Here is a 26004-nt window from a genome sequence, read left to right on the forward strand (position 1 = left end):
CGTTAAATGACCTCCAGCCCCGAACACGCCCGCCTGCTGCGGCTGGCGACCCGCGCCTCGGTGGCGGTCGCCTGCACGCTGATCGTCGCCAAAGCCATCGCCTGGTGGCTGAGCGGTTCGGTGAGCATGCTCGCCGGCCTCACCGACTCGGCGCTGGACGGCATCACCTCGATGCTCAATCTGCTGGCGGTGCATTACGCGCTGCGCCCGGCGGATGACGATCACCGATATGGTCACGGCAAGGCGGAATCGCTGGCGGGCATGGCGCAGGCGCTGTTCATTGGCGGCAGTGCGGTGTTGATTGCGTTCCAGGCGTACGAGCGACTGCATGATCCGCAACCGCTCGGCGCGCCGTGGCTGAGCATCGGCGTGATCGTTTTTTCGCTGCTGCTGACGGCGGCGTTGCTGGTGTTGCAGCATCGGGTGATCAAGCAGACCGGCTCCAACGCCGTGCGCGCGGATTCGCTGCACTATCGCTCGGACATGTTGCTCAACGGAAGCATCCTGATTGCGCTGATCCTCGCCGGGTTTGGTTTTGAACAACTGGATGCGTGGTTCGGTCTGGGGATTGCTGCCTACATTCTGTGGAGTGCGGTCCAGATTGCCCGGGAAAGTTTTTCGGTGTTGATGGATGAAGAACTGCCAACGGACGTCAGTCAGCACATGCTTGAACTGGCCTGCAGTGTGCCGGGTGTATTGGGCGCGCATGACTTGCGCACGCGGATCTCCGGCAACCACTGGTTCGTGCAGTTGCACTTGGAATTGCCGGGGGAATTGACCCTGTCAGTGGCCCACGGCATCAGCGATCAAGCCGCCGATGCCATTCACAAAGCCTACCCGCGCGCCGAAGTGCTGGTGCACGCCGACCCGCAGGAAGTGGTCAAGTCTGAACGGGCGCAAACCCGGCTTCAGTAACTGACCTGATAACCGCGACTGCTCAGGCAATTGCCCTGAGCCTGGCGGTACGCCTGAACCACTTCGGGCGCTGGCTGATAGGTCGCGGTGCGCGGGTCGAAACCGCTTTGCTGCACCGCGTACTGATAGCACTGATAACCGTCCTGCTGCACTTGCTCCGGGGACTGGCCATTGGCCGGATAGGCTTCGACGTCATAGCCCTGGGATTGCGGCTGCGCCTGCTGCACCGGCGGCTCGACCACCACGTAATCCTGGGTCGCTTCCTGATACGCGTAGTAGGAACCGGCGGCGAGGAACAGCAGCGAACCACCGATCCACACTTCACGGGCGTAATCCGGCAAATACTGGATGCGGATCCCGCGCGGCGGTTGCACGACGATGTAGCGCGGGCCTTGCGGGCGATACCAGTAGCCGCCGGAAAAGAAGTAATCCTGGCCACGATACGGCACGCGGTAATCGCGATCCGGGAAGCGGTCGATCACATGCCCCGGCCGGTATTGCGGACCCGGGCCCCAACCATTGCCATGTCCGTCCGGACGCCCCGGCCAGCGATTGTCGTTGGGCCGATTATTGGTTTGCCAATGCTGGTTGTTGTAACCGTTTTGCGGACGCTCGTCGCGGTAGTAACCCTGACGCGGCTCCTGGGTCTGGCGCACGGCGTCGGGCCGTGGCTGGATCGGCAGGCTGTTGGCCGGCAGTTGTGGCGGCGGTGGCGGCTGGCGCACCGGGTTCGGGTTGTACGCCGGGCGATTTTGATCGTGGTTTTGCCACTGGCCATTGTTGTTGTGCGGCTGGCCGTTGTGCTCGAACTGGCGGCTGTTGTCGCCACGAATGATCTCGTTGTTCTGCGGGCGCGGTTGATTCTGCGGCGGCTGATTGTTCTGCGGACGCGGCTGCTGATTATTGCCGCCATGCCCCTGATTGTTGCCCTGATGTTCCGGCCCGCGTCCGCCGTTACCGTTGCCATTCGGGCTGCGGCTTTCAGGGTCATCGGCCAGCGCTTGCACACTGACACTCACACACAACACACCAACACCGGCCAGACGCCAGATGCGCGACTTCATGCTTTTCCTCACTGAGGCCTGTAATTAAGGGCGGCCTGTAACTAAGACCGGGTCGGGAACATCCGGTTCTGCAACAGGTTATCAGTCGCGCAACTTATTTATTGAGCGTCTGGCATGAAATCGCAGGCAAGAAAAAAGGGAGACCCGTCGGCCTCCCTTTAGAGAACTTCGTCCTGGCTCGACGCTTTTGACGTCGGCTCACCTCACGCCGTCTTCTGGACAGTGTGCAGCTCGGGGGCCGGCACAACCCCGGTGGGGGTGGCGGCCGCGGCAGGCCGGATAGGGCGGGCCGCGTGGACTGTGTTACCGAGCAGTGATTCTGGTGATAAGAATAGGCCTGGGGCCGCGACAGAGGATTGCGAAGATTGCTGAAATAAACACCACTTGCGCAATTTTTAACCCTGGATAGATAATCCGCCGCAATAGTTACAACCAAGGACAGATTGATGAGCAAACTCGACCGTTACGACCTGAGCATTTTGGCGGAATTGCAGCGCGACGCCCGCATCTCCAACCAGGAGTTGGCCGAGCGCATCGGTCTGTCGCCCTCCCCGTGTTCGCGTCGGGTCAAGCAACTGGAAGACGATGGGTATATCTCGCGTCAGGTGGCATTGCTTGATCGCAAGATGCTCGGGCTGAGCCTGACCGCGTATGTGCTGATCGGCATGGATCGGCACACCCCGGAGCGTTTCGAGAATTTCGAAGCGGCGATTCGTACCTTGCCGCAGGTGCTGGAGTGCAGTCTGGTGACGGGGGTTGATGCGGATTACCAGTTGAAAGTGGTGGTGCCGGACATGGATCACTATCAGAAGTTGTTGCTGGGGCATTTGACGCGGATTGAAGGCGTGACCAGCGTTCGTTCGAGTTTTGTGCTGAATCAGGTGTTGAACAGCACGGAACTGCCGCTGACCCACCTGCGCAACTGATCAAAAGCCCCTCACCCCAGCCCTCTCCCGGAGGGAGAGGGGGCCGACCGTGGGTTGCTCAAGATGTACGCCGACCTGAACGTTGTGTAGTGAATCCATAATCGACTCGATTTTTCAGGTCGATGTATGACGCAAGACACCTCGGTCAGTCCCCTCTCCCTCCGGGAGAGGGTTAGGGTGAGGGTCAGTCGTCAGATCAGACCCAGATCAATGCCCCCCCACACACCTTGGCGTATACTCGCCGCGCCCTTTTAGCCGCGCGCGCGTCGGAGAAACCCAATGGATCCAGCACTATTAGAAGAGTGGATGATGACCGGCCTGGTCAGCATCCTGATCATTTTCATGGGTTTTATCGTCTGGGATCTGGCGAAGAAGTCCAAGGCCGGGCGCTTTGGCTCGTTTATTCTGTTCTTCGTGCTGGGCCTGGGCGTGGCCGCGTTCATCATCAAGAGCGTGGTGATTGGCCTGATCGAATCCGGCGCTCTATAAGCGCGCCGGCACTTCCTTCCACTGGCCCTGATCAAGCCCTTCGATCGACCAGTCACCAATCTTCACCCGCACCAGCCGCAACGTCGGCAACCCGACCGCCGCGGTCATGCGCCGCACCTGACGGTTGCGCCCTTCGCGAATCACCAGTTCCAGCCATGAAGTCGGTATGGTCGCGCGAAAGCGCACCGGCGGATTGCGCGGCCACAGCTCGGGCTCGTCCAGTTGCCGCGCTTCGGCGGGCAAGGTCATGCCGTCGTTCAGTTCGACGCCATCACGCAAGCGCTGCAATTGCTCGGCCGTCGGCACACCTTCGACCTGCACCCAATAGGTTTTCGCCAGTTTGTGTTTCGGATCAGCGACGCGCGCCTGCAACTGCCCGTCGTTGGTCAACAGCAACAAGCCTTCGCTGTCGCGATCAAGGCGTCCGGCCGGATAAATCCCGGGCACATCGATAAAATCCTTGAGCGTCGCCCGCCCTTCGCCGTCGCTGAATTGCGTCAACACATCGAACGGTTTATTGAACAGGATCAGCTTCGGCTCGGCCGGGGGGGCCTTGGCAACACGGCGCGGCGAAGCAGACTGAGGCTTCACACCAGGACGGCGAGAAGGAGGACGCGGAGGACGGGACATGGCGAAAAGAACATCTAACGGTCAGGGCTGCTAATGCTAGTGCCCCGACCGCCAAATGACCACGACTAACCGTTAACGGAACGGCGGTTCGTCGAAGCTGCGCAGTTTGCGCGAGTGCAATGAATTGAGTTCGGTGCGCAGCAAGTCCACCGCTTCGATGCCGATCTTCAAGTGCTGGCTGACCGCGCGTTCATAGAAGGCGTTGGCCGAACCCGGCAGCTTGATTTCACTGTGCAGCGGTTTATCCGAGACACACAGCAACGTGCCGTACGGCACCCGCAAGCGATAACCCTGCGCGGCAATCGTGCCGCTTTCCATGTCCACCGCGACCGCGCGGGACAGGTTGATAAGCGGCCGCTCCTGAGCCCAGCGCAATTCCCAGTTACGGTCGTCGTAAGTCAATACGGTACCGGTGCGCAGGCGTTTTTTCAGGTCGTCGCCCTTCTCGCCAGTGACATTCGCCGCTGCCTGCTGCAGCGCCATCTGCACTTCGGCCAGGGCCGGGATCGGAATGTTCGGCGGTACAACGCGGTCAAGAATGCCGTCGCGACGCATATAAGCGTGGGCCAACACGTAGTCGCCGATGGTCTGCGACTGACGCAGGCCGCCGCAGTGGCCGATCATCAGCCAGCAATGCGGACGCAGCACCGCCAAGTGGTCGGTGATGTTCTTGGCGTTGGACGGGCCGACGCCGATGTTCACCAAGGTCACGCCGTGGCCATCGCTGGCAATCAGGTGATAGGCCGGCATTTGGTATCGGTGCCAGACCACACCGGCAGCAATCGCCGACGCTTCGCCGTGATCCATGCCCTTCTCGATGATGACATTGCCCGGCAACACCATGCGTACGAAACGCGGGTCGCGGCGCAGTTGCTCCAGACCATGGACGATGAACTGGTCGACATAACGGTGATAGTTGGTCAGCAGAATCCACGGCTGCACATGCCGCCAGTCACTGCCGGTGTAGTGCACCAGACGGCGCAGCGAGAAATCCACACGCGCGGCGTCGAACAAGGCCAGCGGCAGCGGATCAGTGTTTTCCCAGTCGTAGAGACCGTCGGCGATGCCATCGGTGGCGGCGGACAGGTCGGTACTCGGGAACACCCGCGCCAGCACGGCGGCGGTGACGCCGGAACCGGCGAGTTCATCGCCCTGCTCGACCACGTACGGATACGGAATGTTCTGCTGGCTGACGCCGACTTCCACGGTCACGGTGAAGTCGTGCATCAACGGCACAAGTTGTTCGAGCAGGTATTTGCGGAACGCCGCCGGGTGGGTGACGGTGACGCTGTAAGTGCCCGGCAGTTGCACCTTGGCGTAAGCGCGGGTGGTCTGCGGGACTTCACCCTGGCAATGGTAGGTCAGACGCAGTTCGGGATAACGAAACAGAGCACGCTGTGCAGCGTCGGGCTCGACGCGATCCTTGAGGTAACGCTTGAGCGCCGAGTTCAGCGCAGTGGTGGCCCGCTCATGCAGCTCGGCCAGACGGTCCACGGCTTGTTCGGCGGTTTGAACGACAATAAACGCTTCGGTCACGATCAGCTTCCTGTGTTCTGACTTGCAGAGCTTCATCTTGCCTGCATCGTGGCGTCACGGGAACAGTGGCGTTGTGGGTGTAGCCAAATCTTTCAGACGAAGCGAACACCTGTGGGAGCTGGCTTGCCAGCGATGAGGCCGGCACATTCAACATCGATGTTGACTGATAGGCCGCTATCGCTGGCAAGCCAGCTCCCACAGGGTTTTGGGGTGTTTGAGAGATTGAGTCAGAAACCTTGCGGGGTTGAGCGGGCGACGATGGCTTCGACGTCCAGCCCACGTGGCAAGGCGCCGTAGACGCGGCCGCCACCACTCAATCGGCTGGCAATGAACGCGTCGCTGACCACCGCGTTGCCGGCTTCCAGCAACAGCTTGGCCTGCAAACCGAGCGCAATATCTTCAGTCAACTGCCGCGCCCGGTACTGAATATCACTGGTGTCCTTGAACTGCGCCTGCAACTGCTGAATATGCGCAGCCAGACGCTTGTCGCCATGCCCGTCGCCCAACTCGCTGAACAACACATCCAGCACACCCGGTTCTTTCGACAACGCCCTCAGCACGTCGAGGCACTGCACATTCCCCGAGCCTTCCCACGTCGAGTTCACCGGCGCCTCGCGGTACAGGCGCGGCAGAATGCTGTCCTCGACATACCCGGCGCCGCCCATGCATTCGGCCGCTTCATTGATCATCCCCGGCGCACGCTTACAGATCCAATACTTGCCCACCGCCGTCACCAGGCGGGCAAATTGTGCTTCGTGGCGGTCATCCAGATGATCCAGCGCCTGGCCCATGCGCAAACTGAGGGCCAGCGCGGCTTCGCTTTCCAGGGCCAGATCGGCGAGCACGTTTTGCATCAACGGCTGTTCGCTGAGCAGTTTGCCGCCGACCTTGCGGTGCGCGCAGTGATGGCTGGCCTGGGTCAGTGCCTGGCGCATCAGCGCACTGGAACCGACCATGCAATCGAAGCGGGTCATGGCAACCATTTCGATGATGGTCGGTACCCCGCGCCCTTCCTCGCCGACCATCCACGCCAGCGCGCCACGGAACTCCACTTCGCTGGAGGCGTTGGATTGATTGCCGAGTTTGTTTTTCAGACGCTGGATGTAGAACTGATTGCGCGTGTCGTCCGGGCGATGACGCGGCAACAGGAAGCAGCTCAAACCCTTGTCGGTCTGCGCCAGCGTGAGGAAGGCATCGCACATCGGCGCCGAGCAAAACCACTTGTGCCCGACCAGTTCATAGGCCTGACCCGGACCGCTGGCGCCGACCGGATACGCCTTGGTGGTGTTGGCGCGCACGTCGGTGCCGCCCTGTTTCTCGGTCATGGCCATGCCGATGGTCACGCCGGCCTTGTGCGCCATGCCGACGTTGCGCGGGTCGTATTGGGTGGCGAGGACTTTCGGCAGCCACTGCTCGGCGATGTTCGGCTGCAAACGCAGGGCCGGCACGCTGGCGAAGGTCATGGTCAACGGGCAACCGCTGCCAGCCTCGGCCTGACTGTGCAGATAACTCATGGACGCGCGGGCGACGTGGGCACCGTCCTGCGGCTGGGTCCACGGCATCGACGTCAGACCGTGCTCGATCGCCGTGCGCATCAACTCATGATAGGCCGGATGAAATTCCACCAGATCGATGCGATGACCGTAGCGGTCGTGGCTGGCAAACGTTGGTTTGTTCTGATTGGCGAGAAACCCGGCTGCCATCAGCGGGCCACCGGCGAGCGCGCCGTAGGCATCGATCCGCGACTCCGCCCAACCGGCCCCAAAGCGCCGCGACCATTCCTGCAACGGCAGGTCGATGCGGTAAAGGTTAGTACCGTCCAGCGACGGTGGCTGGTTGGTGACTTCGTGGGTTTCGGCGAACTGATGCAGGTTCATGACGGGGCTCCTTTGGGCAACCAAGGAACTCAGTTAAGCACCGCACCGCAAGCGGTCAAAGTGTCATATCAGCCGAATTTGCGGCGCTTTTACCCTGTCAGCAGCACAACACACGCCGTTCCAGCGCAGATTGCAGGTCTTCGAATTTCACCGGTTTATTCAGATAATCGATCGCGCCCGCCGTTGCGCAAAGCTCTCGATCAGCGCTCAACGCCAGCATGAACACCGGCAGATTGGCGCAGCCCGGCAGCGCATGAATCTGGCAGCACAATGAAGCGCCTTCGTGGCTCGGTAGCTGGCAATCGATCAGCACCGCATCGACCGTTTCACGCTGCAGGCAATCGAGCGCTGCCGCGCCGTTGTCGGCCGTGCGCACGCGAAAACCGAGTTTGAGCAACATGCCGCGCATCACCAGTTGGTTGACGCTGTTGTCGTCCACCAGCAACACCGTGCAGTCCTGCGGCGCACGCACGCAATCGCGCGAGGGTATCGGCGTCGATGCCGCCTCAACCACCGGCAACTCAAATTCGACATCCAGCTGGAAGCGGCTGCCACGCCCGGGCTCCGAGCGATGAGTGAGTTTGCCCCCGAGCAACTCGACCAACTGTCGGCAGATCGCCAGACCAACGCCCAGTCCGCCATATTCGCGGGTCATCGAACCGTCGAGCTGGAAGAAACGCTGATACATCGTCGCCTCACCCAGATCGGTGAAACCGATACCGGTGTCGATCACCGCAAACGACAGCGCCAGACGATTGTCCGTCGACGGTTTGCCAGTGACCCGTAGCGCCAGACCACCGATGCGGGTGAACTTGATCGCGTTATCCAGCAGGCATTCCAGGCATTGCGCGAGTTTGGCGCTGTCGCCGTGCAGGCGATCCGGCAAGGTCGGCAGTACTTCAACTTTGAAGTCCAGCGACTTGCTCGACGCATTGCCATCGAACTGCACCCGCAACGCTTCGACCACCGCGCGCAGGCTGAAGCTGCCCGGCGCAGCCTTGAGCTTGCCGGCCTGCAATTCGGTGAGGGTGAGGATGCCGTTGACCATGCGCATCATGTCTCGGGCGGAACCGGCGGCGGTCTGCTGGTATTGCTCAAGCTCCGGATCCAGCTCGACGGTCTGCATCAGTTCCAGCGAACCGATCACACCGTTCATCGGCGTGCGCAATTCGTGGGTCAGGGTCGCGAGGAATTCGTCCTTGAGCTTGTTGCTGTGCGCCAGTTGCTGGTTGAGCACTTCGAGTTTTTGCCCGGCGTCGTACAGGGTTTGCGCCTGTTGCTCGCGCATCGCGTTGATGCGGTCGGCCAGTGCCAGCGACAGCAGCGCCACTTCGATGGCCGAACCGATCTGGCTGGCGTACATGGTCAGGAACACGTTCGGCAGCAGGCCCAGCACCATCAGCGTGTTGACGATGCCGCCGAGCAGGAACGCCGACCAGGCAATGATGAAATAACGCGCCACGCGCAAGCCGCGCCACCAGGCCAGAATCCCTGCGGCGAAAATCACCACGGTGAAGGTCAGCGCCAGTATCGTCGCCAGGCGCAGCGACAATGCGTAACTGGTCATCAGCGACAAGCCAACCACCAGCGCACCGAACGCGATCAGTGCAATCAGCAGGCGGTCGAGCCAGCGGCTGTGGTTTTTGGTCTGCAGGAAACTGCGGGCGAACTGACTGCCGAACAGGCCCGCACAGCCGATGAAGAACGGCGTCGCGGCGTTGGCCCACCAAGGATTGTCCGGCCAGAAATACTCCACCGCCGCGCCGTTCACCGACAGTTGATAGAGACCGAACGAGGCAATGTAGAAGATGTAATAGAGGTAACTGGTGTCGCGCACGCTGAGGTAGATGAACAGGTTGTAGACCAGCATCCCCAGCAACACGCCATAAATGATGCCGAGTACATACAGGCGCACCGGTTGGTCTTCGAGGTACGCGGTGCTCGACCACAACGTCACCGGGGCCTGGATCGAGCCTTCGCTGGCCAGACGCAGGTACACGGTTTGCTGTTGATCGGGTTGGAATGCAAGGTCGAACAAATAGTTGTTCTGGCGAATTTCGCGGCTGGAGAACGGCCAGGCATCACCGGTCTGGCGGACGAGGCGGTAGTCGCCACGGGCGTCAGGCATATAGAGGTCGAGATGATCGAGCGGTGGATACGCCAGCTCCAGCAGCCAGGTGCGCTGGGCGGCGGGATTGCTCGGACGGTAATGCAGATCAATCTTCAGCCAGAACGCCGAGCGCGAGTAACCGGCATTCAACGTGGCTTTATCGTGGGGTTTGAAATTGCCGGCGGCTGCCTGCGCGCGAACATCGGCAATGCTCGCCTGACCGCTCGGGTCTTCGAACACTTGCAGCGATCGGCCCAGAGGGAGGCTCTGGGTGAACTCGTCGAATTCGACGGCGCTCGCCAGGAGGGGCAAGCAGAACAGCAACATCAGCAAATAGCGCATTGAAGCCCCAGCGTGGCTCGTCCGGTTGTGTCAGGAAGCCCCCCATTCCCTTTGAGTAGACGTAAAACCGGTATTACCTGTTATTGGTTTGGATCCAGACTAGCATAGCCGTTGATGGCCATTGTGCACCATCGAAATTTTTCCTACAAAGGCTCTAGAACGGGCGTTCCAGAGCAAAGCAGCGGACTAGAGCTGTTGAGTCGGTCAGCTCACTACAACACCTGATGATGTGAATACCTTTGTGGTGAGAGGATTCATCCGGTTAGCTGCAGTGTTGTCCGACAATCTGCTAGCGAACACCCTCAGGACTGAACCCGAAAATCAGCTTTGGTGGTAAGCTCGCGCACCATGAATATCTACAGCTCTCGCCCCGTTGTCCTCTGTCTCTCCGGCCACGACCCAAGTGGTGGCGCCGGCTTGCAGGCAGATATCGAAGCCCTGCTCGCGCAGGGTTGCCATGCGGCTCCGGCCGTCACCGCCCTGACCGTGCAAGACACCGTCAATGTCACTGACTTCCGCGTCCTCGATCGTGAGTGGGTGTTGGCCCAGGCCAATGCCGTGCTCAACGACTCCGAAGTCGCCGCGGTCAAACTGGGCATGCTCGGTTCGCTGGAAATGGTCGACACCGTTGTCGAACTGCTCTCGGCGCACCCGCACTTGCCGGTGGTCTGCGACCCGGTGCTGCGCGCCGGCGGCGGCGGACGTCTGGGCAAGGACGAGGTGGGATATGCGATGCGTGAGCGTCTGCTGCCGCTGTCGATCATTGCCACCCCTAACCTCCCTGAAGCGCGCATCCTCGCCGAACTGCCTGAAGGCACGGCCGACGAATGCGCTGAAAAACTCCTGCCGTTCGTCAAAAACCTGCTGATCACCGGCGGCCATGGCGACGAAACTGAAATCCATAACCGCGTGTACAGCCGCGACGGTCTGCGTGAAACCTTTGTCTGCCAGCGTCTGCCGGGCAGCTATCACGGTTCCGGTTGCACTCTGGCCAGCGCCCTCGCCGGCCGACTGGCCCAGGGTGAACACTTGGCCAGCGCCGTACGCAGCGCACTGGATTACACCTGGCGCACCCTGCGCGATGCCGAACAACTGGGCAAAGGCCAGTTCGTCCCGCGTCGCCTGCCGCTGGATTTCTGCTCGTAACGTCGTGAGGTCTGCCCGATGAAACTACGTGGCCTGTATGCCATTACCGACAGCGAACTGCTGGCCGGCAAGTTTCTGTCTTACGTGGAGGCGGCGCTGGAAGGCGGCGTCACCCTGCTGCAATATCGCGACAAGAGCAGCGACGAGGCCCGCCGCCTGCGCGAGGCCGAAGCGCTGCGCGATCTGTGCGAGCGTTACAAGACTCAGCTAATCATCAACGATGACGCTGAACTGGCGGCGCGCCTCAACGTCGGCGTGCACCTCGGTCAGACCGACGGCCCGCTGTCGCCGACCCGCGCGCTGCTCGGTTCGAAAGCGATCATCGGTTCGACCTGCCACGCGCAAATCGCGCTGGCCGAACAAGCCGCCAAAGAAGGCGCGAGTTATGTCGCCTTCGGCCGCTTCTTCAATTCCAACACCAAGCCCGGCGCACCGACGTGCAGCCTCGATCTGCTCGACGAAGCCAAGCGCACACTGCACCTGCCGATCTGCGCGATTGGCGGCATCAGCCTCGACAACGCTGCGCCGCTGGTCGCCCATGGCGTCGACCTGCTCGCTGTGGTCCACGGTCTGTTTGGTGCCCAGAGCACCGCCGAAGTGACCCGCCGCGCCCGCGCATTCAACGAATTGTTCAAATCCTGAAGATTGAGAGCCCGATCATGTCTCGTTCCGAAACCCTGTTTGCCAACGCCCAGAAACACATTCCCGGTGGCGTCAACTCGCCAGTCCGTGCGTTCAAGAGCGTTGGCGGCACGCCGTTGTTCTTCAAGCACGCTGAAGGCGCCTACGTCACTGACGAAGACGACAAGCGCTATGTCGATTACGTCGGCTCGTGGGGCCCGATGATCCTCGGCCACAGCCACCCGGACGTGCTCGACGCGGTGCGTAATCAGCTGCAACACGGCTTGTCCTACGGCGCGCCGACCGCGATGGAAACCGAAATGGCCGACCTGGTCTGCTCGCTGGTGCCGTCGATGGACATGGTGCGCATGGTCAGCTCCGGGACCGAAGCGACCATGAGCGCCATCCGTCTGGCCCGTGGCTACACCGGTCGCGACAGCATCATCAAGTTCGAAGGCTGCTACCACGGCCACTCCGACAGCCTGCTGGTCAAGGCCGGTTCCGGCGCCCTGACCCAAGGCGTGCCGAGCTCGGCCGGTGTACCGGCAGCCTTCGCCAAACACACCCTGACCCTGCCGTTCAACGACATCGACGCTGTGGAAAAGATGCTCGCTGAAGTTGGCGAAGAAGTGGCGTGCATCATCGTTGAGCCGGTGGCTGGCAACATGAACTGCGTACCGCCAGCGCCAGGTTTCCTCGAAAGCTTGCGTTCGCTGTGCGACAAGCATGGCGTGGTGCTGATTTTCGACGAAGTGATGACCGGTTTCCGCGTCGCCCTCGGCGGTGCTCAGGCGTACTACGGGGTCAATCCTGACCTGACCACCTTCGGCAAGATCATCGGTGGCGGCATGCCCGTGGGCTGCTTCGGCGGCAAGCGTGAAATCATGCAGCGCATCGCGCCGCTGGGTCCGGTCTATCAGGCGGGCACGCTGTCGGGTAACCCGCTGGCGATGGCCGCTGGTTTGACCACGCTGCGCCTGATCAGCCGTCCGGGGTTCCACGCCGAGCTGACCGACTACACCACGCGCCTGCTCGATGGCCTGCAACAACGCGCCGATGCCGCTGGCATTCCGTTCGTGACCACGCAGGCTGGCGGTATGTTCGGTCTGTACTTCAGCGGCGCCGACGACATTGTCACTTTTGAAGACGTGATGGCCAGCGACGCTGCGCTGTTCGGGCGCTTCTTCCATCTGATGCTGGAAGGTGGCGTGTACCTGGCACCGAGCGCCTTCGAAGCCGGTTTCACCTCGATCGCTCATGGCGAAGCCGAGCTGAAACTGACGCTCGACGCTGCCGAGCGCGCCTTCGCCGCACTGAAGTAATCTCCGCACCGCTGACGTTGGCTATCGCCAGCGTCAGCTTTCACCTACACCTCGCCGGTTTTTCCGACGCTTCTGCCAAAAAGCTTGCATAAAGTGGGCGATATATTCCCCGCGCAGCAGAAAAACGAGTAAAGACTTTGTAAGGTTGGCCCCGCTTATTTCATAATGCGCGCTTATTGGATCCCTCGATGGGTCCGCGTGCCCTTCAGAGGTAAGTCGATTCCCATGAACCGCACCGGCCGCACCCTTGCCTTGGGCTGCCTGTTGCTCCTTCAGCCCCTGCTCGCGCATGCACAAGCAGGCGGCAACTCGTTGTTGATCCCGGCGATGGGTCGTTGCACCCTCAATACTCAGCCGCAAGACGTCACGCAGGCATTGGCCGCCTGCCAGAAAGCGGCGGACGAAGGGGATGCGCAAGCGCAATACGAGTTGGGTGAGTTCTACTACGACGGCAAGAACGCGCCGCGCGACCTCAATCAAGCCCTGAGCTATTTCGAAAAAGCCTCGTTGCAAGGCCACGCTCAGGCACAGTTCAAGCTCGGCACGATGTTCTTCCACGGTGAAGGCGTGCAGGCCAACAACATCCAGGCGTACATCGTGCTGAAGATGGCTGCGGTCAACGGCGCTGAAGACGCGCTGGATACGGCTGACGAGGTCTCGGAAAAAATGTCCCGTGAAGATCTCGAGACTGCCACGCAGGTGCTCGGGCAAATTTTCCGTAAATACCTGATGGAACTGCAGAGCGCCGATGGGCGTACGCCTTTCTCCCCTCTTCCCTGACCGCCGATAGTTCCCACGCTCTGCGTGGGAATTCATCCCGTGACGCTCCGCGTCACCGACGCAGAGCGTCGAAGGCGGCATTCCCACGCAGAGCGTGGGAACGATCAATCCAGGATCTGTTGTTACTTCTCAGGCATCGGCATCGGAAACGGCATCACATTGCCGACCGCACCACGGGCTTCGCTGATTTTCGGGGTACCCAGACGTTCCACCTCGTCGATGCGCACGATCGAATGCATTGGCACAAAACTGCGCACCACACCTTCGAACTGCGCCTTGAGCTTTTCTTCGCTCGGGTCGACGACCACTTGCGTGCGCTCGCCAAAGACGAACTCTTCCACTTCCAGAAAACCCCACAGATCACTTTGATAGATCTGCTTGGCGTACATTTCGAACACCTGGCCCTGGTTGAGGAAAATCACCTTATAGATTGGAGCTTCGCGTTTGGTCATGGCGGGGGGATAACATCGGGGATAAAAATGAGGGCGCAAACTATAGCATAGCCTCCGGACGCACAGCGGTAGGAACCTGCGGGCTTGTTCCCTATAATGCCGGGTTCTTTGAATCACGTGACGACCCTAATCCATGGCCAAGAAGCTTTACATCGAAACCCACGGTTGCCAGATGAACGAGTACGACAGCTCGCGCATGGTCGATCTGCTGGGCGAACATCAGGCCCTGGAAGTCACCGCGCGTGCCGAAGACGCCGACGTGATTCTGCTCAACACCTGCTCGATCCGCGAGCGCGCGCAAGATCGCGTGTATTCGCAGCTGGGTCGCTGGCGTGAACTGAAGCTGGCCAACCCGGAGATGGTGATCGCCGTCGGCGGTTGCGTGGCCAGCCAGGAAGGCGCGGCGATCCGTGATCGCGCGCCGTACGTCGACGTCGTGTTCGGCCCGCAGACCCTGCACCGTCTGCCGGAGATGATCGACGCCGCGCGCATCACCAAGCTGCCGCAAGTCGACGTGTCGTTCCCGGAAATCGAAAAATTCGACCACTTGCCCGAGCCGCGCATCGATGGCCCGAGCGCCTATGTGTCGGTGATGGAAGGCTGCAGCAAGTACTGCACGTTCTGCGTGGTGCCTTACACCCGCGGCGAAGAAGTCAGCCGGCCGTTCGACGACGTGATCGCCGAAGTCATTCACCTTGCCGAAAACGGCGTGCGTGAAGTGACGCTGCTGGGGCAGAACGTCAACGGCTATCGCGGTACGACCCATGACGGTCGTCTGGCCGATCTTGCCGAACTGATCCGCGTAGTCGCTGCCATCGATGGCATCGACCGCATTCGCTACACCACTTCGCACCCGCTGGAATTCTCCGACAGCCTGATCCAGGCCCACGCCGACGTGCCGGAACTGGTCAAGCATCTGCATTTGCCGGTGCAATCGGGCTCCGACCGGATTCTCGCGGCGATGAAGCGCAACCACACGGCGCTTGAGTACAAATCCAAGCTGCGCAAACTGCGCGCGGCGGTGCCGGGGATCTGCATCAGCTCGGACTTCATCGTTGGTTTCCCCGGCGAGACCGAGAAAGATTTCGAACAGACCATGAAGCTGATTGCCGACGTCGGTTTCGACTTTTCCTACTCTTTCGTCTACAGCCAGCGCCCGGGCACCCCGGCTGCCGATCTGGCCGACGAGACGCCGGAAGAGTTGAAAAAGGAGCGCCTTAACGCGCTGCAACATCGTTTGAATCAGCAAGGTTTCGAGATCAGCCGACAAATGGTTGGTTCGATCCAGCGCATTCTGGTGACCGATTACTCGAAAAAAGACCCGGGCGAGCTGCAAGGGCGCACCGAGAATAATCGTATCGTCAACTTCCGCTGCGACAATCCAACCCTGATCGGCCAGTTCGCCGACGTGCATATCGACGCGGCGCAGCCGCACTCGCTGCGCGGCTCGTTGATCCAGTAACAGATACCAGCAGCACAGAAGAACCTGTGGGAGCTGGCTTGCCAGCGATAGCGGTGTAACTGGCGACGGTTTCGCTGGTTTTGACGGCCTCATCGCTGGCAAGCCAGCTCCCACAGTGAACTGCACTGTTCTTGAGATTGTGCTCATTAATTTAAGAGCTTTCGCACCCAGGCCTCTGGCGTTATCCTTGATTTCATCTTAATTGCCCCAGGGCGGCTAAATACGACCTTGAACGCACCCATAGAACCACATCGTTTTATCCTCGAGCCCTTTGAGGCTCGCCGCTTCGCCAATCTGTGCGGGCAATTCGACGAGCATTTGCGCTTGATCGAACAGCGCCTGACCATCGAGATCCGCAACCGCGGAAACCAGTTCGAGCTGATCGGCGACCCGAAACACACCACGTCTGCGGAAAATCTGATTCGTCGCCTGTACCGGGAAACCAAAGGTTCAGAGCTGTCGCCAGATACGGTTCACCTGTTCCTGCAGGAATCGGCCGTGGTCGAGCTGGACAATCACGCCCCCGCCGAAGCCTCCGTCGCCCTGCGCACCAAGAAAGGCATGATTCGCCCGCGCGGCTTGAATCAGCTGCGCTACGTGAAGGAAGTCCTCGGCAACGACATCAACTTCGGCATCGGCCCGGCCGGTACCGGCAAGACCTATCTGGCCGTGGCTTGCGCCGTCGATGCACTGGAGCGCGAGCAGATCCGGCGCATCCTGCTGGTGCGCCCCGCGGTTGAGGCGGGTGAAAAGCTCGGCTTCCTGCCCGGCGACCTGTCGCAGAAGATCGACCCGTACCTGCGCCCGCTCTACGACGCGCTGTACGAGATGCTCGGCTTCGAATACGTGGCCAAGCTGATCGAACGTCAGGTCATCGAAGTTGCGCCGCTGGCCTACATGCGCGGCCGTACGCTGAACAACAGCTTCATCATTCTCGACGAAAGCCAGAACACCACCGTCGAGCAGATGAAGATGTTCCTCACCCGGATCGGCTTCGGCTCCACTGCAGTCATCACCGGTGACATCACTCAGGTCGACCTGCCGAAAGGCACCAAGTCGGGTCTGCATCATGTGATCGAAGTGCTCAAAGACGTGCCGGGCATCAGCTTCACGCACTTCCAGCCCAAGGACGTCGTGCGTCATCCTTTGGTACAGCGGATCGTCGAAGCCTACGAGCGCTTCGAAAACCGTGACGAAGCACCCAAGGACACCTCGCGAAATGCTTGAGCTAGACCTGCAAATCGCGACTGACGCGAACGCGCCGAGTGAAGCCGACTTCCGTCTGTGGTGCGAACTGGCCCTGCGCCAGCGCACCGCCGACTCGGAAATGACCATTCGTCTGGTCGACGAGGAAGAAGGCCGTGAGCTCAATCACACCTGGCGCCACAAGGATTACGCGACCAACGTCCTGTCGTTCCCGGCTGAAGTGCCTGACGAGTTTCTCGACATCCCGCTGCTCGGCGATCTGGTGATCTGCGTCGCCGTGGTCGAACGCGAAGCTGCCGAGCAAGGCAAGGAACTAAACGCCCATTGGGCACATCTGGTCATTCACGGCTGCTTGCATCTGCTCGGTTACGACCATATAGATGACGAAGAAGCCGAGGAAATGGAAGCACTGGAACGCGAGTTGCTTGCCGAATTGGGCTATCCCGATCCGTACGCGGATGACGAAACCGAAACATCCCCTATCGTTACAACAAAGGATTCAGAGTAATCGCTATGAGCGAAGATCGATCGAGCAACGGGCAGAAGTCATGGCTGGGTAAACTGACCCAGGCTTTTGCCCACGAGCCGAAGAACCGCCAGGAGCTCCTCGAGCTGCTGCGTGATGCACATCAGAACAAACTGCTGGACAGCGAAGCGCTGGCCATCGTCGAAGGCGCCATTCAGGTGGCTGACCTGCAAGTACGCGACATCATGGTGCCGCGTTCGCAGATGATCAGCATCAAGGCGACCCAGACACCGCGTGAGTTCCTCCCGGCCGTGGTCGACTCGGCCCACTCGCGCTATCCGGTCATCGGCGAAAGCCATGACGACGTGATGGGCGTGCTGCTGGCCAAGGATCTGCTGCCGCTGATCCTCAAGGAGAACGGCGACAGCTTCAACATCAAGGATTTGCTGCGCCCAGCCACCTTCGTGCCGGAGTCCAAGCGTCTGAACGTGTTGCTGCGAGAATTCCGCGCCAACCACAACCACATGGCCATCGTCATCGACGAATACGGCGGTGTGGCAGGTCTGGTGACCATCGAAGACGTGCTGGAGCAGATCGTCGGCGACATCGAAGACGAGCACGACGTCGAAGAAGACAGCTACATCAAGCCGCTGCCCAGCGGTGACTTCCTGATCAAGGCCCTGACCCCAATCGAGAACTTCAACGAGTTCTTCGACAGCGAGTTCTCCGATGACGAGTTCGACACTGTCGGCGGCCTGGTGATGAGCGCGTTCGGGCACTTGCCAAAACGCAACGAAATCACTGAAATCGGCGCCTATCGTTTCCGCATCCTGAACGCCGACAGCCGTCGGATTCATTTGCTGCGACTGACCCCTATCGCCCGGTAAGAAATCTAAGGACTGAAATGCGCTGGACAACCCGCCCCGGCTGGCCCGGTAACCTGCTGGCCGTGGCGGCCGGTGCTATCACCACGTTCGCTCTGGCACCTTTCAACATCTGGCCGCTGGCTTTGCTGGCGGTCGGCTTGTTCTATGCCGGTTTGCGCGAGCTGAGTCCGCGTCAGGCGCTGGGCCGTGGCTGGTGCTTCGGCTTCGGCCTGTTCGGGGCCGGCACCAGTTGGATTTATTACAGCATTCACCATTTCGGCGGCGCTTCGGTGCTGCTGGCCGGGTTCCTGATGCTGCTGTTTACGGCGGCGATTGCCTGGTTCTTCGCCCTGCCGGCCTGGTTATGGGCACGCTGGTTGCGCCGTAACGAAGCGCCGGTGGCTGATGCCTTGGCCTTTGCTGCGTTGTGGGTTGGCCAGGAAGCGTTTCGCGGCTGGTTCCTCACCGGTTTCCCGTGGCTGTACTCGGGTTACAGCCAGCTCGACGGTCCATTGGCCGGGCTCGCGCCAGTTGGTGGTATGTGGCTGGTGTCGTTTGTTCTGGCACTGACGGCCGCGCTGATCTACAACGCGCCGCGTCTGCTGCAAACCGGCCGCAAAGGTTTTGTTGCGGCGGGCCTGTTGTTGCTCGTCGGGCCATGGGTGGCCGGCATTGCGCTCAAGGGCCATGCCTGGACCAGCCCGTCCGGCGCGCCACTGAGTGTTGCCGCGATTCAGGGCAACGTCGCACAAAGCATGAAATGGGACCCGGCCGAACTCAACGCGCAACTGGCGCTGTACCGCGATTTGAGCTTCCGTTCGAAGCCGGTGGACCTGCTGATCTGGCCGGAAACCGCTGTACCCGTGCTCAAGGAATCTGCCGAAGGCTACCTGAGCATGATGGGCACCTTCGCCGCCGAGCGTAAATCGGCGCTGATCACCGGCGTGCCAATTCGCGAAACGGTTCGTCACGAAAAACGCTTCTTCAACGGCATCACCGTGGTGGGCGAAGGCGACGGCACTTACTTGAAACAGAAACTGGTGCCCTTCGGCGAATACGTGCCGTTACAGGACGTATTACGCGGGTTGATCGCCTTCTTCGACCTGCCCATGTCGGACTTCGCCCGTGGCCCGGCCGATCAGGCGCTGTTGCAGGCCAAGGGTTATCAGATCGCACCGTTTATCTGCTACGAAGTGGTCTATCCCGAGTTTGCCGCCAGCCTGTCAGCGCGCAGCGATCTGCTACTGACGATCAGCAACGACACCTGGTTTGGCACCTCGATCGGCCCGCTGCAACATTTGCAGATGGCGCAGATGCGCGCACTGGAAGCCGGGCGCTGGATGATCCGCGCGACCAACAACGGCGTGACCGGTCTGATCAACCCGTTCGGGCAGATCACCGAGCAGATTCCGCAGTTTGAACAAGGCATTTTGTACGGCGAAGTGGTGCCGATGCACAACCTGACGCCGTATCTGCAATGGCGTTCGTGGCCGTTAATCATTGTCTGCTTGCTGCTGTTTGGCTGGGCATTGATGGCGAGCCGGATGTCGAAAACCCTTTAAAGCCTGCGACAATGATCGTTCCCACGCTCCGCGTGGGAATGATCAGTCAGCTTGGTAAAACAGTGAATACCCCACCTGCCCCACCGCTTCATTCAGCAACTGCCCGCTCTGCCAGATCGATTTGAATTCCGGCAACCAGCCACCAAACGGCCTCGCGTTATCAGTGCCCAGAAAGCCCACCGGCGCTGGCACCACGTCAAACCCTGCCTGTTCAAAGCTCCACACCGATCGCGGCATGTGCCAGGCCTGCGTCACCACGACCACACGCTTGATCCCCTGCGGCAACAGAATGTCAGCGCTGAGTTTGGCGTTTTCCCACGTCGTCCGGCTTTCACCTTCCTGCCAACGCACGGTCACGCCGAAGTCATCACGCAACGAGTCCGCCATCAGCTTCGCCTCGGTCGGCGGCGTTCCGTAATGCAGGCCGCCACTGGTCAGAATCGGCAGACCGGACGCCTTGGCCAGCCGCGCCGCATAACGCTGACGCTCAAGCCCGACACCGGTCGGCTGATCCTCGCCCCAGGCCAGATCGCCGCGCTCGCGCCCGGAACCCAGTACCACAATCGCATCGGCCCGCTGCGCCAACGTCGCCCACTCTTCACGGGCCAACGGCGGCTCGCGCTCCAGCACCTTGGCGCCCCATTGCACCACCACCGGCAGACTCATCAGCCACATCCCGCCAAAACCAATGGCGAAACACACGCCGGCCAGCCGCGGCCGTGAGCGGCGCAGCCACCAGGCAGCCAGTAACAACAGCAAGAGGATGCCGGGCGGCAAAAGAAGTTGTTTGATGAAATAACGAAAAGGCATCGGGCATCTCCAAAGATGCCCGAAGCCTAAGAGTGTTAATAAAGCGTTACAACCGATAGGTGGGATCCTGTTGAAAAAGATCCGGTTCTTGACCTGCCATGCGCTTACTTGGCCTGCAGAGAGCGAACCTTGACGGTGTCTCTGCCGGGTGCCTTGTCCTTGAGCCAGATGACCTTGGCCGAATGTGCTGCATCGAGTTGCTTCACTGCTTGTGACAAGCATCCGTGCGTTTCACGCTCACTGCGATCCAGATAGGCCTTGACCAGTTTGAACTCGGCGGGGCTCAAGCCACGCAATTCCAGTTCCAGGGGGCGCTCATCGCGCAGCCGGTCAGCGGTTTTTACTGCGTCCAGGGCCATACCCAGACGGTCGATCAACCTCTCGTACAGCTCGGGTTTCGTTACGTTTTTTTTCCGTTGCTCCACCATCCCTCACCTCATTGAAGATAAGACTCACTCCCCAGTTAGAGCTTAGCTTCGCTGCACAAACCGGCTGCACGCCGCGACCAACGGCCCTCGTGCAAATATTGCGGGGTATGTAGCTGTAATCAGGGTTTCCCTAGGCCAAGCGCGGTCATGTATGCTACGGCGCTTCCTGTAATTCCACTTCCAGCTCGTCCGGGGCATCCCGGAACCTGCGTTGAAGAGGATTAGGCCACCCCTATCCAGTACAAAAGTAGCCATGCACGAACAATATCAGCCCCGTGAAATCGAAGCCGCCGCCCAGTCGTTCTGGGACGAGCAAAAGTCCTTTGAAGTCAGTGAACAGCCAGGCAAGGAAACCTACTACTGCCTGTCGATGTTCCCTTACCCCAGCGGCAAGCTACACATGGGGCACGTGCGTAACTACACCATCGGCGACGTGATCTCCCGCTACCAGCGCATGCTCGGCAAGAACGTTCTGCAACCGATGGGCTGGGACGCTTTCGGCATGCCGGCGGAAAACGCCGCGATGAAAAACAACGTCGCCCCGGCCAAGTGGACCTACGAAAACATCGCCTACATGAAAACCCAGCTGCGCAGCCTGGGTCTGGCGGTCGACTGGTCGCGCGAAGTCACTACCTGCAAGCCGGATTACTACCGCTGGGAACAATGGCTGTTCACTCGCCTGTTCGAAAAAGGCGTGATCTACCGTAAAAACGGCACCGTCAACTGGGACCCGATCGATCAGACCGTTCTCGCTAACGAACAGGTGATCGACGGTCGCGGCTGGCGTTCCGGCGCGCTGATCGAAAAGCGCGAAATCCCGATGTACTACTTCAAGATCACCGCCTATGCGGATGAGTTGCTGGAGAGCCTCGACGAGCTGACTGGCTGGCCTGAACAGGTCAAGACCATGCAGCGCAACTGGATCGGCAAATCCCGCGGCATGGAAGTGCAGTTCCCGTACAACGTCGACTCGATCGGCGAAGCCGGCACCCTCAAAGTCTTCACGACCCGTCCGGACACCCTGATGGGCGCGACCTATGTCGCCGTGGCTGCCGAGCATCCACTGGCCACTCTGGCCGCGAAAAACAACACCGAGCTGCAAGCGTTCATCGCTGAATGCAAGGGCGGCAGCGTTGCCGAAGCGGACGTTGCCACACAAGAGAAGAAAGGCCTGCCAACCGGCCTGTTCGTCGAACACCCGCTGACCGGTGAGAAGCTGCCGGTGTGGGTCGCCAACTACGTGCTGATGCACTACGGCGACGGCGCGGTGATGGCTGTACCGGCGCACGATGAGCGCGATTTCGAATTCGCCCACAAGTACAACCTGCCGATGAAATCGGTCGTGCGTACCAGCTCTGGCGACAGCAACCCGGCCCCGTGGCAAGACGCCTACGGCGAGCACGGCACACTGATCAACTCCGGCGAGTTCGACGGTCTGGACTTCGCTGGCGCATTCGACGCCATGGAAGTCGCCCTGATCAAAAAAGAACTCGGCGCCTCGCGCACTCAGTTCCGCCTGCGCGACTGGGGCATCAGCCGTCAGCGCTACTGGGGCTGCCCGATCCCGATCATCCACTGCGATGCATGCGGTGACGTGCCGGTACCGGAAGATCAACTGCCTGTGGTCCTGCCGGAAGACGTGGTGCCGGACGGCGCCGGCTCTCCGCTGGCGCGCATGCCAGAGTTTTACGAGTGCAGCTGCCCGAAATGCGGACAGCCTGCCAAGCGTGAAACCGACACCATGGACACTTTCGTCGAATCGTCGTGGTACTACGCCCGTTACGCCTCGCCGCACTTCGAGGGTGGCCTGGTGGAAAAATCCGCGGCCGATCACTGGCTGCCGGTCGATCAGTACATCGGCGGTATCGAACACGCGATTCTGCACCTGCTCTACGCGCGTTTCTTCCATAAACTGATGCGTGACGAAGGTCTGGTCAGCTCCAACGAGCCGTTCAAGAACCTGCTGACCCAAGGCATGGTGATCGCCGAAACCTACTATCGTCGCGAAGCCAATGGTGCCTACACCTGGTTCAACCCGGCGGACGTGGAACTTGAGCGCGACAGCAAAGCCAAGGTCATCAGCGCCAAGCTGAAATCCGACGGCTTGCCGGTGGAAATCGGCGGCACCGAGAAGATGGCCAAGTCGAAGAACAATGGCGTCGACCCACAGTCGATGATCGATCAGTTCGGCGCCGATACTTGCCGCCTGTTCATGATGTTCGCCTCGCCGCCTGACATGAGCGCCGAATGGTCCGACTCCGGCGTTGAAGGTTCGCACCGCTTCCTCAAGCGTGTCTGGCGCCTGGCGCAAGCCCACGTTACACAGGGTCTGCCGGGCAAACTGGACATCGCCAGCCTGAACGACGAGCAAAAAGCCGTTCGCCGCGCGATCCATCTGGCCATCAAGCAGGCCAGCCACGACGTCGGCCAGAACCACAAATTCAACACTGCCATCGCTCAGGTGATGACGCTGATGAACGTGCTGGAAAAAGCCGCGCAAGCCACTGAACAGGATCGCGCGCTGGTTCATGAAGGCCTGGAAGCCGTGACCCTGTTGCTGGCGCCTATCACGCCGCACATCAGCCACGAACTGTGGAATCAACTGGGTCACGCCGGTGCGGTGATCGATGCCGGTTGGCCTGCGGTGGATGAAACTGCGCTGGTGCAGGACAGCCTGACCCTGGTCATCCAGGTCAACGGCAAGCTGCGCGGTCAGATCGACATGCCGGCCAGTGCCACACGTGAAGAAGTGGAAGCGGCAGCGCGCGCCAACGAAAACGTCCTGCGTTTCGTCGACGGCCTGACTATTCGTAAAGTGATTGTTGTGCCGGGGAAACTGGTCAACATCGTCGCCAGCTAATTGGATCGGGCGTCAGGTTCGCCTGACGCCAAGTAAAACCTTTCGGGTCGCACAGTCGGCCCACGTGGTTTCAAGGGGAGCAACACAATGATCAAACGCAATCTGCTGGTGATGGGCCTCGCCGTTCTGTTGAGCGCCTGCGGTTTCCAGCTGCGCGGCACTGGCACCAATGAACTGACGATCAAGGAACTTGATCTGAGCGCCCGTAACGCCTACGGCGAGACTGTCACGCAACTGCGTCAGGTGCTGGAGTCGAGTGGCGTCAAGGTTTACAACGGTGCTCCGTACAAACTGTTCCTGGCTGACGAGCAGGAAAACCAGCGTATCCTCAGCTACGCCGGTGCCGGCCGTACGGGCGAATACCAGGTCAACACGGTTCTGAACTATGAGATCCGGGGCGACAAGAACCTGCAACTGCTGAGCGACAAGCTTGAAGTGCAGAAGGTGTTTATCCACGACGGCAACAACCTGGTCGGTTCCGATCAGGAAGCCAACGACGCTCGTCGCGACATCCGTCGCGAACTGGTCCAGCGCATGATGCTGCGCCTGCAACAACTGACCCCAGGTCAACTGCAGCAGTTGCAACAAGCGGCCAACGACCGCGCCAAGGCCGAAGCCGATGCACTGCAAGCGGCGCAAAAGGCTGAAGCGGAAACCCCGCGTCAGTCGCCGCTCGAAATACCGCAGCAGTAAGACGTTCGGGGCGCTCAGGCGCCCCGTTCGACCTTTCTTATGAAGCTCGCTCCCGCCCAACTCGGTAAACACCTGCAAGGTGCTCTGGCGCCGGTCTACATCATCAGCGGCGACGACCCGCTGCTGTGTCAGGAAGCCGCCGACGCCATTCGCAGTGCTGCGCGCCAGCAAGGTTTTGACGAACGCCAGGTCTTCGCCGCCGACGCCAATTTCGATTGGGGTACGTTGTTGCAGGCCGGTGCCAGCATGTCGCTGTTTGCCGAAAAACGTCTGCTGGAACTGCGCCTGCCTTCGGGCAAGCCCGGTGACAAGGGGGCGGCTGCATTTATCGAATACTGCTCGCGCCCGGCTGAAGACACCGTACTGCTGATCAGCCTGCCCAAGCTCGATGGCAGTGCGCAGAAGACCAAATGGGGCAAGGCGCTGGTTGAAGGCCAGCAGACCCAGTTCATCCAGATCTGGCCGGTGGACGCCAATCAGTTGCCGAGCTGGATTCGTCAGCGCTTGTCTCAGGCTGGCTTGTCAGCGAGCCAGGACGCGGTCGAACTGATTGCCGCCCGCGTCGAAGGCAACTTGCTCGCCGCCGCGCAGGAAATCGAAAAGCTCAAGTTGATGGCCGAAGGTGGGCAGATCACCGTCGAAACCGTGCAGGCCGCTGTGGCGGACAGTGCGCGGTTTGACGTGTTCGGCCTGACCGATGCCGTGCTCAATGGCGAGCCGGCCCACGCATTGCGCATGCTTGAAGGCCTGCGCGGTGAAGGTGTCGAACCGCCGGTGATCCTCTGGGCGCTGGCGAGAGAGCTGCGCCTGCTGGCCAACATTTCGTTGCAATACAGCCAGGGCACGCCGCTGGACAAGTGCTTCAGTCAGGCCAGACCGCCGGTCTGGGACAAGCGCAAACCGTTGATGAGCAAAGCCCTGCAACGCTACTCGGCGCAACGCTGGGCGCAGTTGTTGCTCGAAGCTCAGCGTATCGATGCGCAGATCAAGGGTCAGGCGGCCGGTTCGCCGTGGATGAGTCTGAGCCGCCTGGCGTTATTGATGGCTGGCCAACGCCTGACACTCCCCGCCGAATAATCTGTTCTACCGCATAACGGCCATTCGCGAGCAAGCTCGCTCCCACATTGAAATGCATTGCAAATGTGGGAGCGAGCTTGCTCGCGAAAGCGTCAGAACATTCCTACATATCAGGGACTGGACAGACGCCCGACATCGGCAGATTATTTGCCGCGCAAAACCCACCCCATCGAGAGAACCCTCATGAGCAAAAAGCCAGCAAAGCATGGCCCCAACAAGGCCAAATCCATCGTCGCCCAACCCTTGTTCCGCAGTCGTCAGGAACGACCAACCAAGGGCAAAGGCAGCTACCGCCGCGAAGCCTTCCAGTCTGACAGCTGGGAGGCTTCTTACTTTCTGGCTGCCTGAAGCGCAGCACCCCTCG

At 60.5% G+C, this 26004-nt stretch carries 24 protein-coding genes; 16 read left to right on the forward strand and 8 right to left on the reverse strand.

Going from position 1 to position 26004, the window contains the following annotated elements; genetic code table 11:
• The first annotated feature begins 6 nt into the window (after nt 1–6).
• Nucleotides 7–915 (forward strand): cation diffusion facilitator family transporter, encoded by a 909-nt coding sequence (locus tag WA225_RS13270; protein WP_422608277.1) that lies wholly within the window; start codon nt 7–9, stop codon nt 913–915.
• Here WA225_RS13270 and WA225_RS13275 read toward each other — a convergent pair.
• Nucleotides 909–1979, reverse strand: coding sequence for a DUF6515 family protein (locus WA225_RS13275; protein WP_422608278.1), 1071 nt, complete (start codon nt 1977–1979; stop codon nt 909–911). The genes WA225_RS13270 and WA225_RS13275 overlap by 7 nt on opposite strands.
• Before the next feature lie 446 nt (nt 1980–2425).
• Here WA225_RS13275 and WA225_RS13280 point away from each other — a divergent pair, with 446 nt between their 5' ends.
• Nucleotides 2426–2905 carry an Lrp/AsnC family transcriptional regulator gene (locus tag WA225_RS13280; RefSeq protein WP_008081091.1) on the forward strand — a complete coding sequence of 160 codons (480 nt, stop codon included), beginning with the start codon at nt 2426–2428 and terminating at the stop codon, nt 2903–2905.
• A 279-nt stretch (nt 2906–3184) separates the two neighbouring features.
• Nucleotides 3185–3394: a DUF2788 domain-containing protein gene (locus tag WA225_RS13285; RefSeq protein WP_007909655.1), complete on the forward strand. Its 210-nt coding sequence runs from the start codon at nt 3185–3187 to the stop codon at nt 3392–3394.
• Here WA225_RS13285 and WA225_RS13290 read toward each other — a convergent pair.
• From WA225_RS13290 to WA225_RS13305, 4 genes are all read right to left on the reverse strand, one after another.
• Nucleotides 3389–4024: a pseudouridine synthase gene (locus WA225_RS13290; RefSeq protein ID WP_422608279.1), complete on the reverse strand. Its 636-nt coding sequence runs from the start codon at nt 4022–4024 to the stop codon at nt 3389–3391. The genes WA225_RS13285 and WA225_RS13290 overlap by 6 nt on opposite strands.
• Before the next feature lie 72 nt (nt 4025–4096).
• Nucleotides 4097–5596, reverse strand: a complete 1500-nt coding sequence (gene amn, locus WA225_RS13295) for an AMP nucleosidase (protein WP_016986142.1) — start codon at nt 5594–5596, stop codon at nt 4097–4099.
• Nucleotides 5597–5787: 191 nt separating this feature from the next.
• Nucleotides 5788–7437 carry an acyl-CoA dehydrogenase family protein gene (locus WA225_RS13300; RefSeq protein ID WP_422608280.1) on the reverse strand — a complete coding sequence of 550 codons (1650 nt, stop codon included), beginning with the start codon at nt 7435–7437 and terminating at the stop codon, nt 5788–5790.
• 97 nt (nt 7438–7534) lie between these two features.
• The gene (locus WA225_RS13305) at nt 7535–9889 is read right to left on the reverse strand and encodes a 7TM diverse intracellular signaling domain-containing protein (protein WP_422608281.1); all 2355 of its coding nucleotides are present in this window, start codon (nt 9887–9889) and stop codon (nt 7535–7537) included.
• A gap of 348 nt (nt 9890–10237) precedes the next feature.
• Here WA225_RS13305 and WA225_RS13310 point away from each other — a divergent pair, with 348 nt between their 5' ends.
• The 4 genes from WA225_RS13310 (at nt 10238) to WA225_RS13325 (ending at nt 13758) form a co-directional block, all read left to right on the forward strand.
• Complete coding sequence (locus WA225_RS13310; protein ID WP_016986138.1) at nt 10238–11035, forward strand: hydroxymethylpyrimidine/phosphomethylpyrimidine kinase; 798 nt, start codon at nt 10238–10240, stop codon at nt 11033–11035.
• 18 nt (nt 11036–11053) lie between these two features.
• Complete coding sequence (thiE, locus tag WA225_RS13315; protein WP_422608282.1) at nt 11054–11677, forward strand: thiamine phosphate synthase; 624 nt, start codon at nt 11054–11056, stop codon at nt 11675–11677.
• Between the two features lie 17 nt (nt 11678–11694).
• Nucleotides 11695–12978 carry a glutamate-1-semialdehyde 2,1-aminomutase gene (hemL, locus tag WA225_RS13320; RefSeq protein WP_422608283.1) on the forward strand — a complete coding sequence of 428 codons (1284 nt, stop codon included), beginning with the start codon at nt 11695–11697 and terminating at the stop codon, nt 12976–12978.
• A 225-nt stretch (nt 12979–13203) separates the two neighbouring features.
• On the forward strand, nt 13204–13758 hold the full coding sequence (locus WA225_RS13325) for a tetratricopeptide repeat protein (protein WP_003228518.1): 555 nt from the start codon (nt 13204–13206) through the stop codon (nt 13756–13758).
• A gap of 122 nt (nt 13759–13880) precedes the next feature.
• Here the strand turns inward: WA225_RS13325 and WA225_RS13330 are convergent, their stop codons facing one another.
• Nucleotides 13881–14210: a DUF1820 family protein gene (locus WA225_RS13330; protein ID WP_003185742.1), complete on the reverse strand. Its 330-nt coding sequence runs from the start codon at nt 14208–14210 to the stop codon at nt 13881–13883.
• 133 nt (nt 14211–14343) lie between these two features.
• On the opposite strand from WA225_RS13330, the gene miaB reads away from it, so the two are divergent.
• The 5 genes from miaB (at nt 14344) to lnt (ending at nt 19772) form a co-directional block, all read left to right on the forward strand.
• Nucleotides 14344–15672 carry a tRNA (N6-isopentenyl adenosine(37)-C2)-methylthiotransferase MiaB gene (miaB, locus tag WA225_RS13335; RefSeq protein WP_007909647.1) on the forward strand — a complete coding sequence of 443 codons (1329 nt, stop codon included), beginning with the start codon at nt 14344–14346 and terminating at the stop codon, nt 15670–15672.
• Nucleotides 15673–15900: 228 nt separating this feature from the next.
• Complete coding sequence (locus tag WA225_RS13340; protein WP_008081076.1) at nt 15901–16899, forward strand: PhoH family protein; 999 nt, start codon at nt 15901–15903, stop codon at nt 16897–16899.
• Complete coding sequence (gene ybeY, locus WA225_RS13345; protein WP_422608284.1) at nt 16892–17386, forward strand: rRNA maturation RNase YbeY; 495 nt, start codon at nt 16892–16894, stop codon at nt 17384–17386. The genes WA225_RS13340 and ybeY overlap by 8 nt, the downstream gene beginning before the upstream one ends.
• A gap of 5 nt (nt 17387–17391) precedes the next feature.
• Nucleotides 17392–18231: an HlyC/CorC family transporter gene (locus WA225_RS13350; RefSeq protein WP_007909641.1), complete on the forward strand. Its 840-nt coding sequence runs from the start codon at nt 17392–17394 to the stop codon at nt 18229–18231.
• Between the two features lie 17 nt (nt 18232–18248).
• Nucleotides 18249–19772 (forward strand): apolipoprotein N-acyltransferase, encoded by a 1524-nt coding sequence (lnt, locus tag WA225_RS13355; protein ID WP_422608285.1) that lies wholly within the window; start codon nt 18249–18251, stop codon nt 19770–19772.
• A gap of 42 nt (nt 19773–19814) precedes the next feature.
• On the opposite strand, the gene WA225_RS13360 is transcribed toward lnt, so the two are convergent.
• Nucleotides 19815–20582, reverse strand: coding sequence for a YdcF family protein (locus WA225_RS13360; RefSeq protein WP_422608286.1), 768 nt, complete (start codon nt 20580–20582; stop codon nt 19815–19817).
• Nucleotides 20583–20686: 104 nt separating this feature from the next.
• Nucleotides 20687–21010, reverse strand: a complete 324-nt coding sequence (locus WA225_RS13365) for a hypothetical protein (protein ID WP_422608287.1) — start codon at nt 21008–21010, stop codon at nt 20687–20689.
• A gap of 253 nt (nt 21011–21263) precedes the next feature.
• On the opposite strand from WA225_RS13365, the gene leuS reads away from it, so the two are divergent.
• The 4 genes from leuS (at nt 21264) to arfA (ending at nt 25988) form a co-directional block, all read left to right on the forward strand.
• Nucleotides 21264–23870 (forward strand): leucine--tRNA ligase, encoded by a 2607-nt coding sequence (gene leuS / locus WA225_RS13370; RefSeq protein WP_422608288.1) that lies wholly within the window; start codon nt 21264–21266, stop codon nt 23868–23870.
• Nucleotides 23871–23957: 87 nt separating this feature from the next.
• Nucleotides 23958–24563 carry an LPS assembly lipoprotein LptE gene (gene lptE / locus WA225_RS13375; protein ID WP_422608289.1) on the forward strand — a complete coding sequence of 202 codons (606 nt, stop codon included), beginning with the start codon at nt 23958–23960 and terminating at the stop codon, nt 24561–24563.
• Nucleotides 24564–24602: 39 nt separating this feature from the next.
• The gene (gene holA, locus WA225_RS13380) at nt 24603–25640 is read left to right on the forward strand and encodes a DNA polymerase III subunit delta (protein ID WP_422608290.1); all 1038 of its coding nucleotides are present in this window, start codon (nt 24603–24605) and stop codon (nt 25638–25640) included.
• Nucleotides 25641–25823: 183 nt separating this feature from the next.
• Nucleotides 25824–25988 (forward strand): alternative ribosome rescue factor ArfA, encoded by a 165-nt coding sequence (gene arfA, locus WA225_RS13385; RefSeq protein WP_053124158.1) that lies wholly within the window; start codon nt 25824–25826, stop codon nt 25986–25988.
• Nucleotides 25989–26004: the final 16 nt, after the last annotated feature.

Origin of the sequence: Pseudomonas sp. (assembly GCF_049300855.1) — a bacterium.
In the GTDB taxonomy this organism is placed as follows: Bacteria; Pseudomonadota; Gammaproteobacteria; order Pseudomonadales; family Pseudomonadaceae; genus Aquipseudomonas.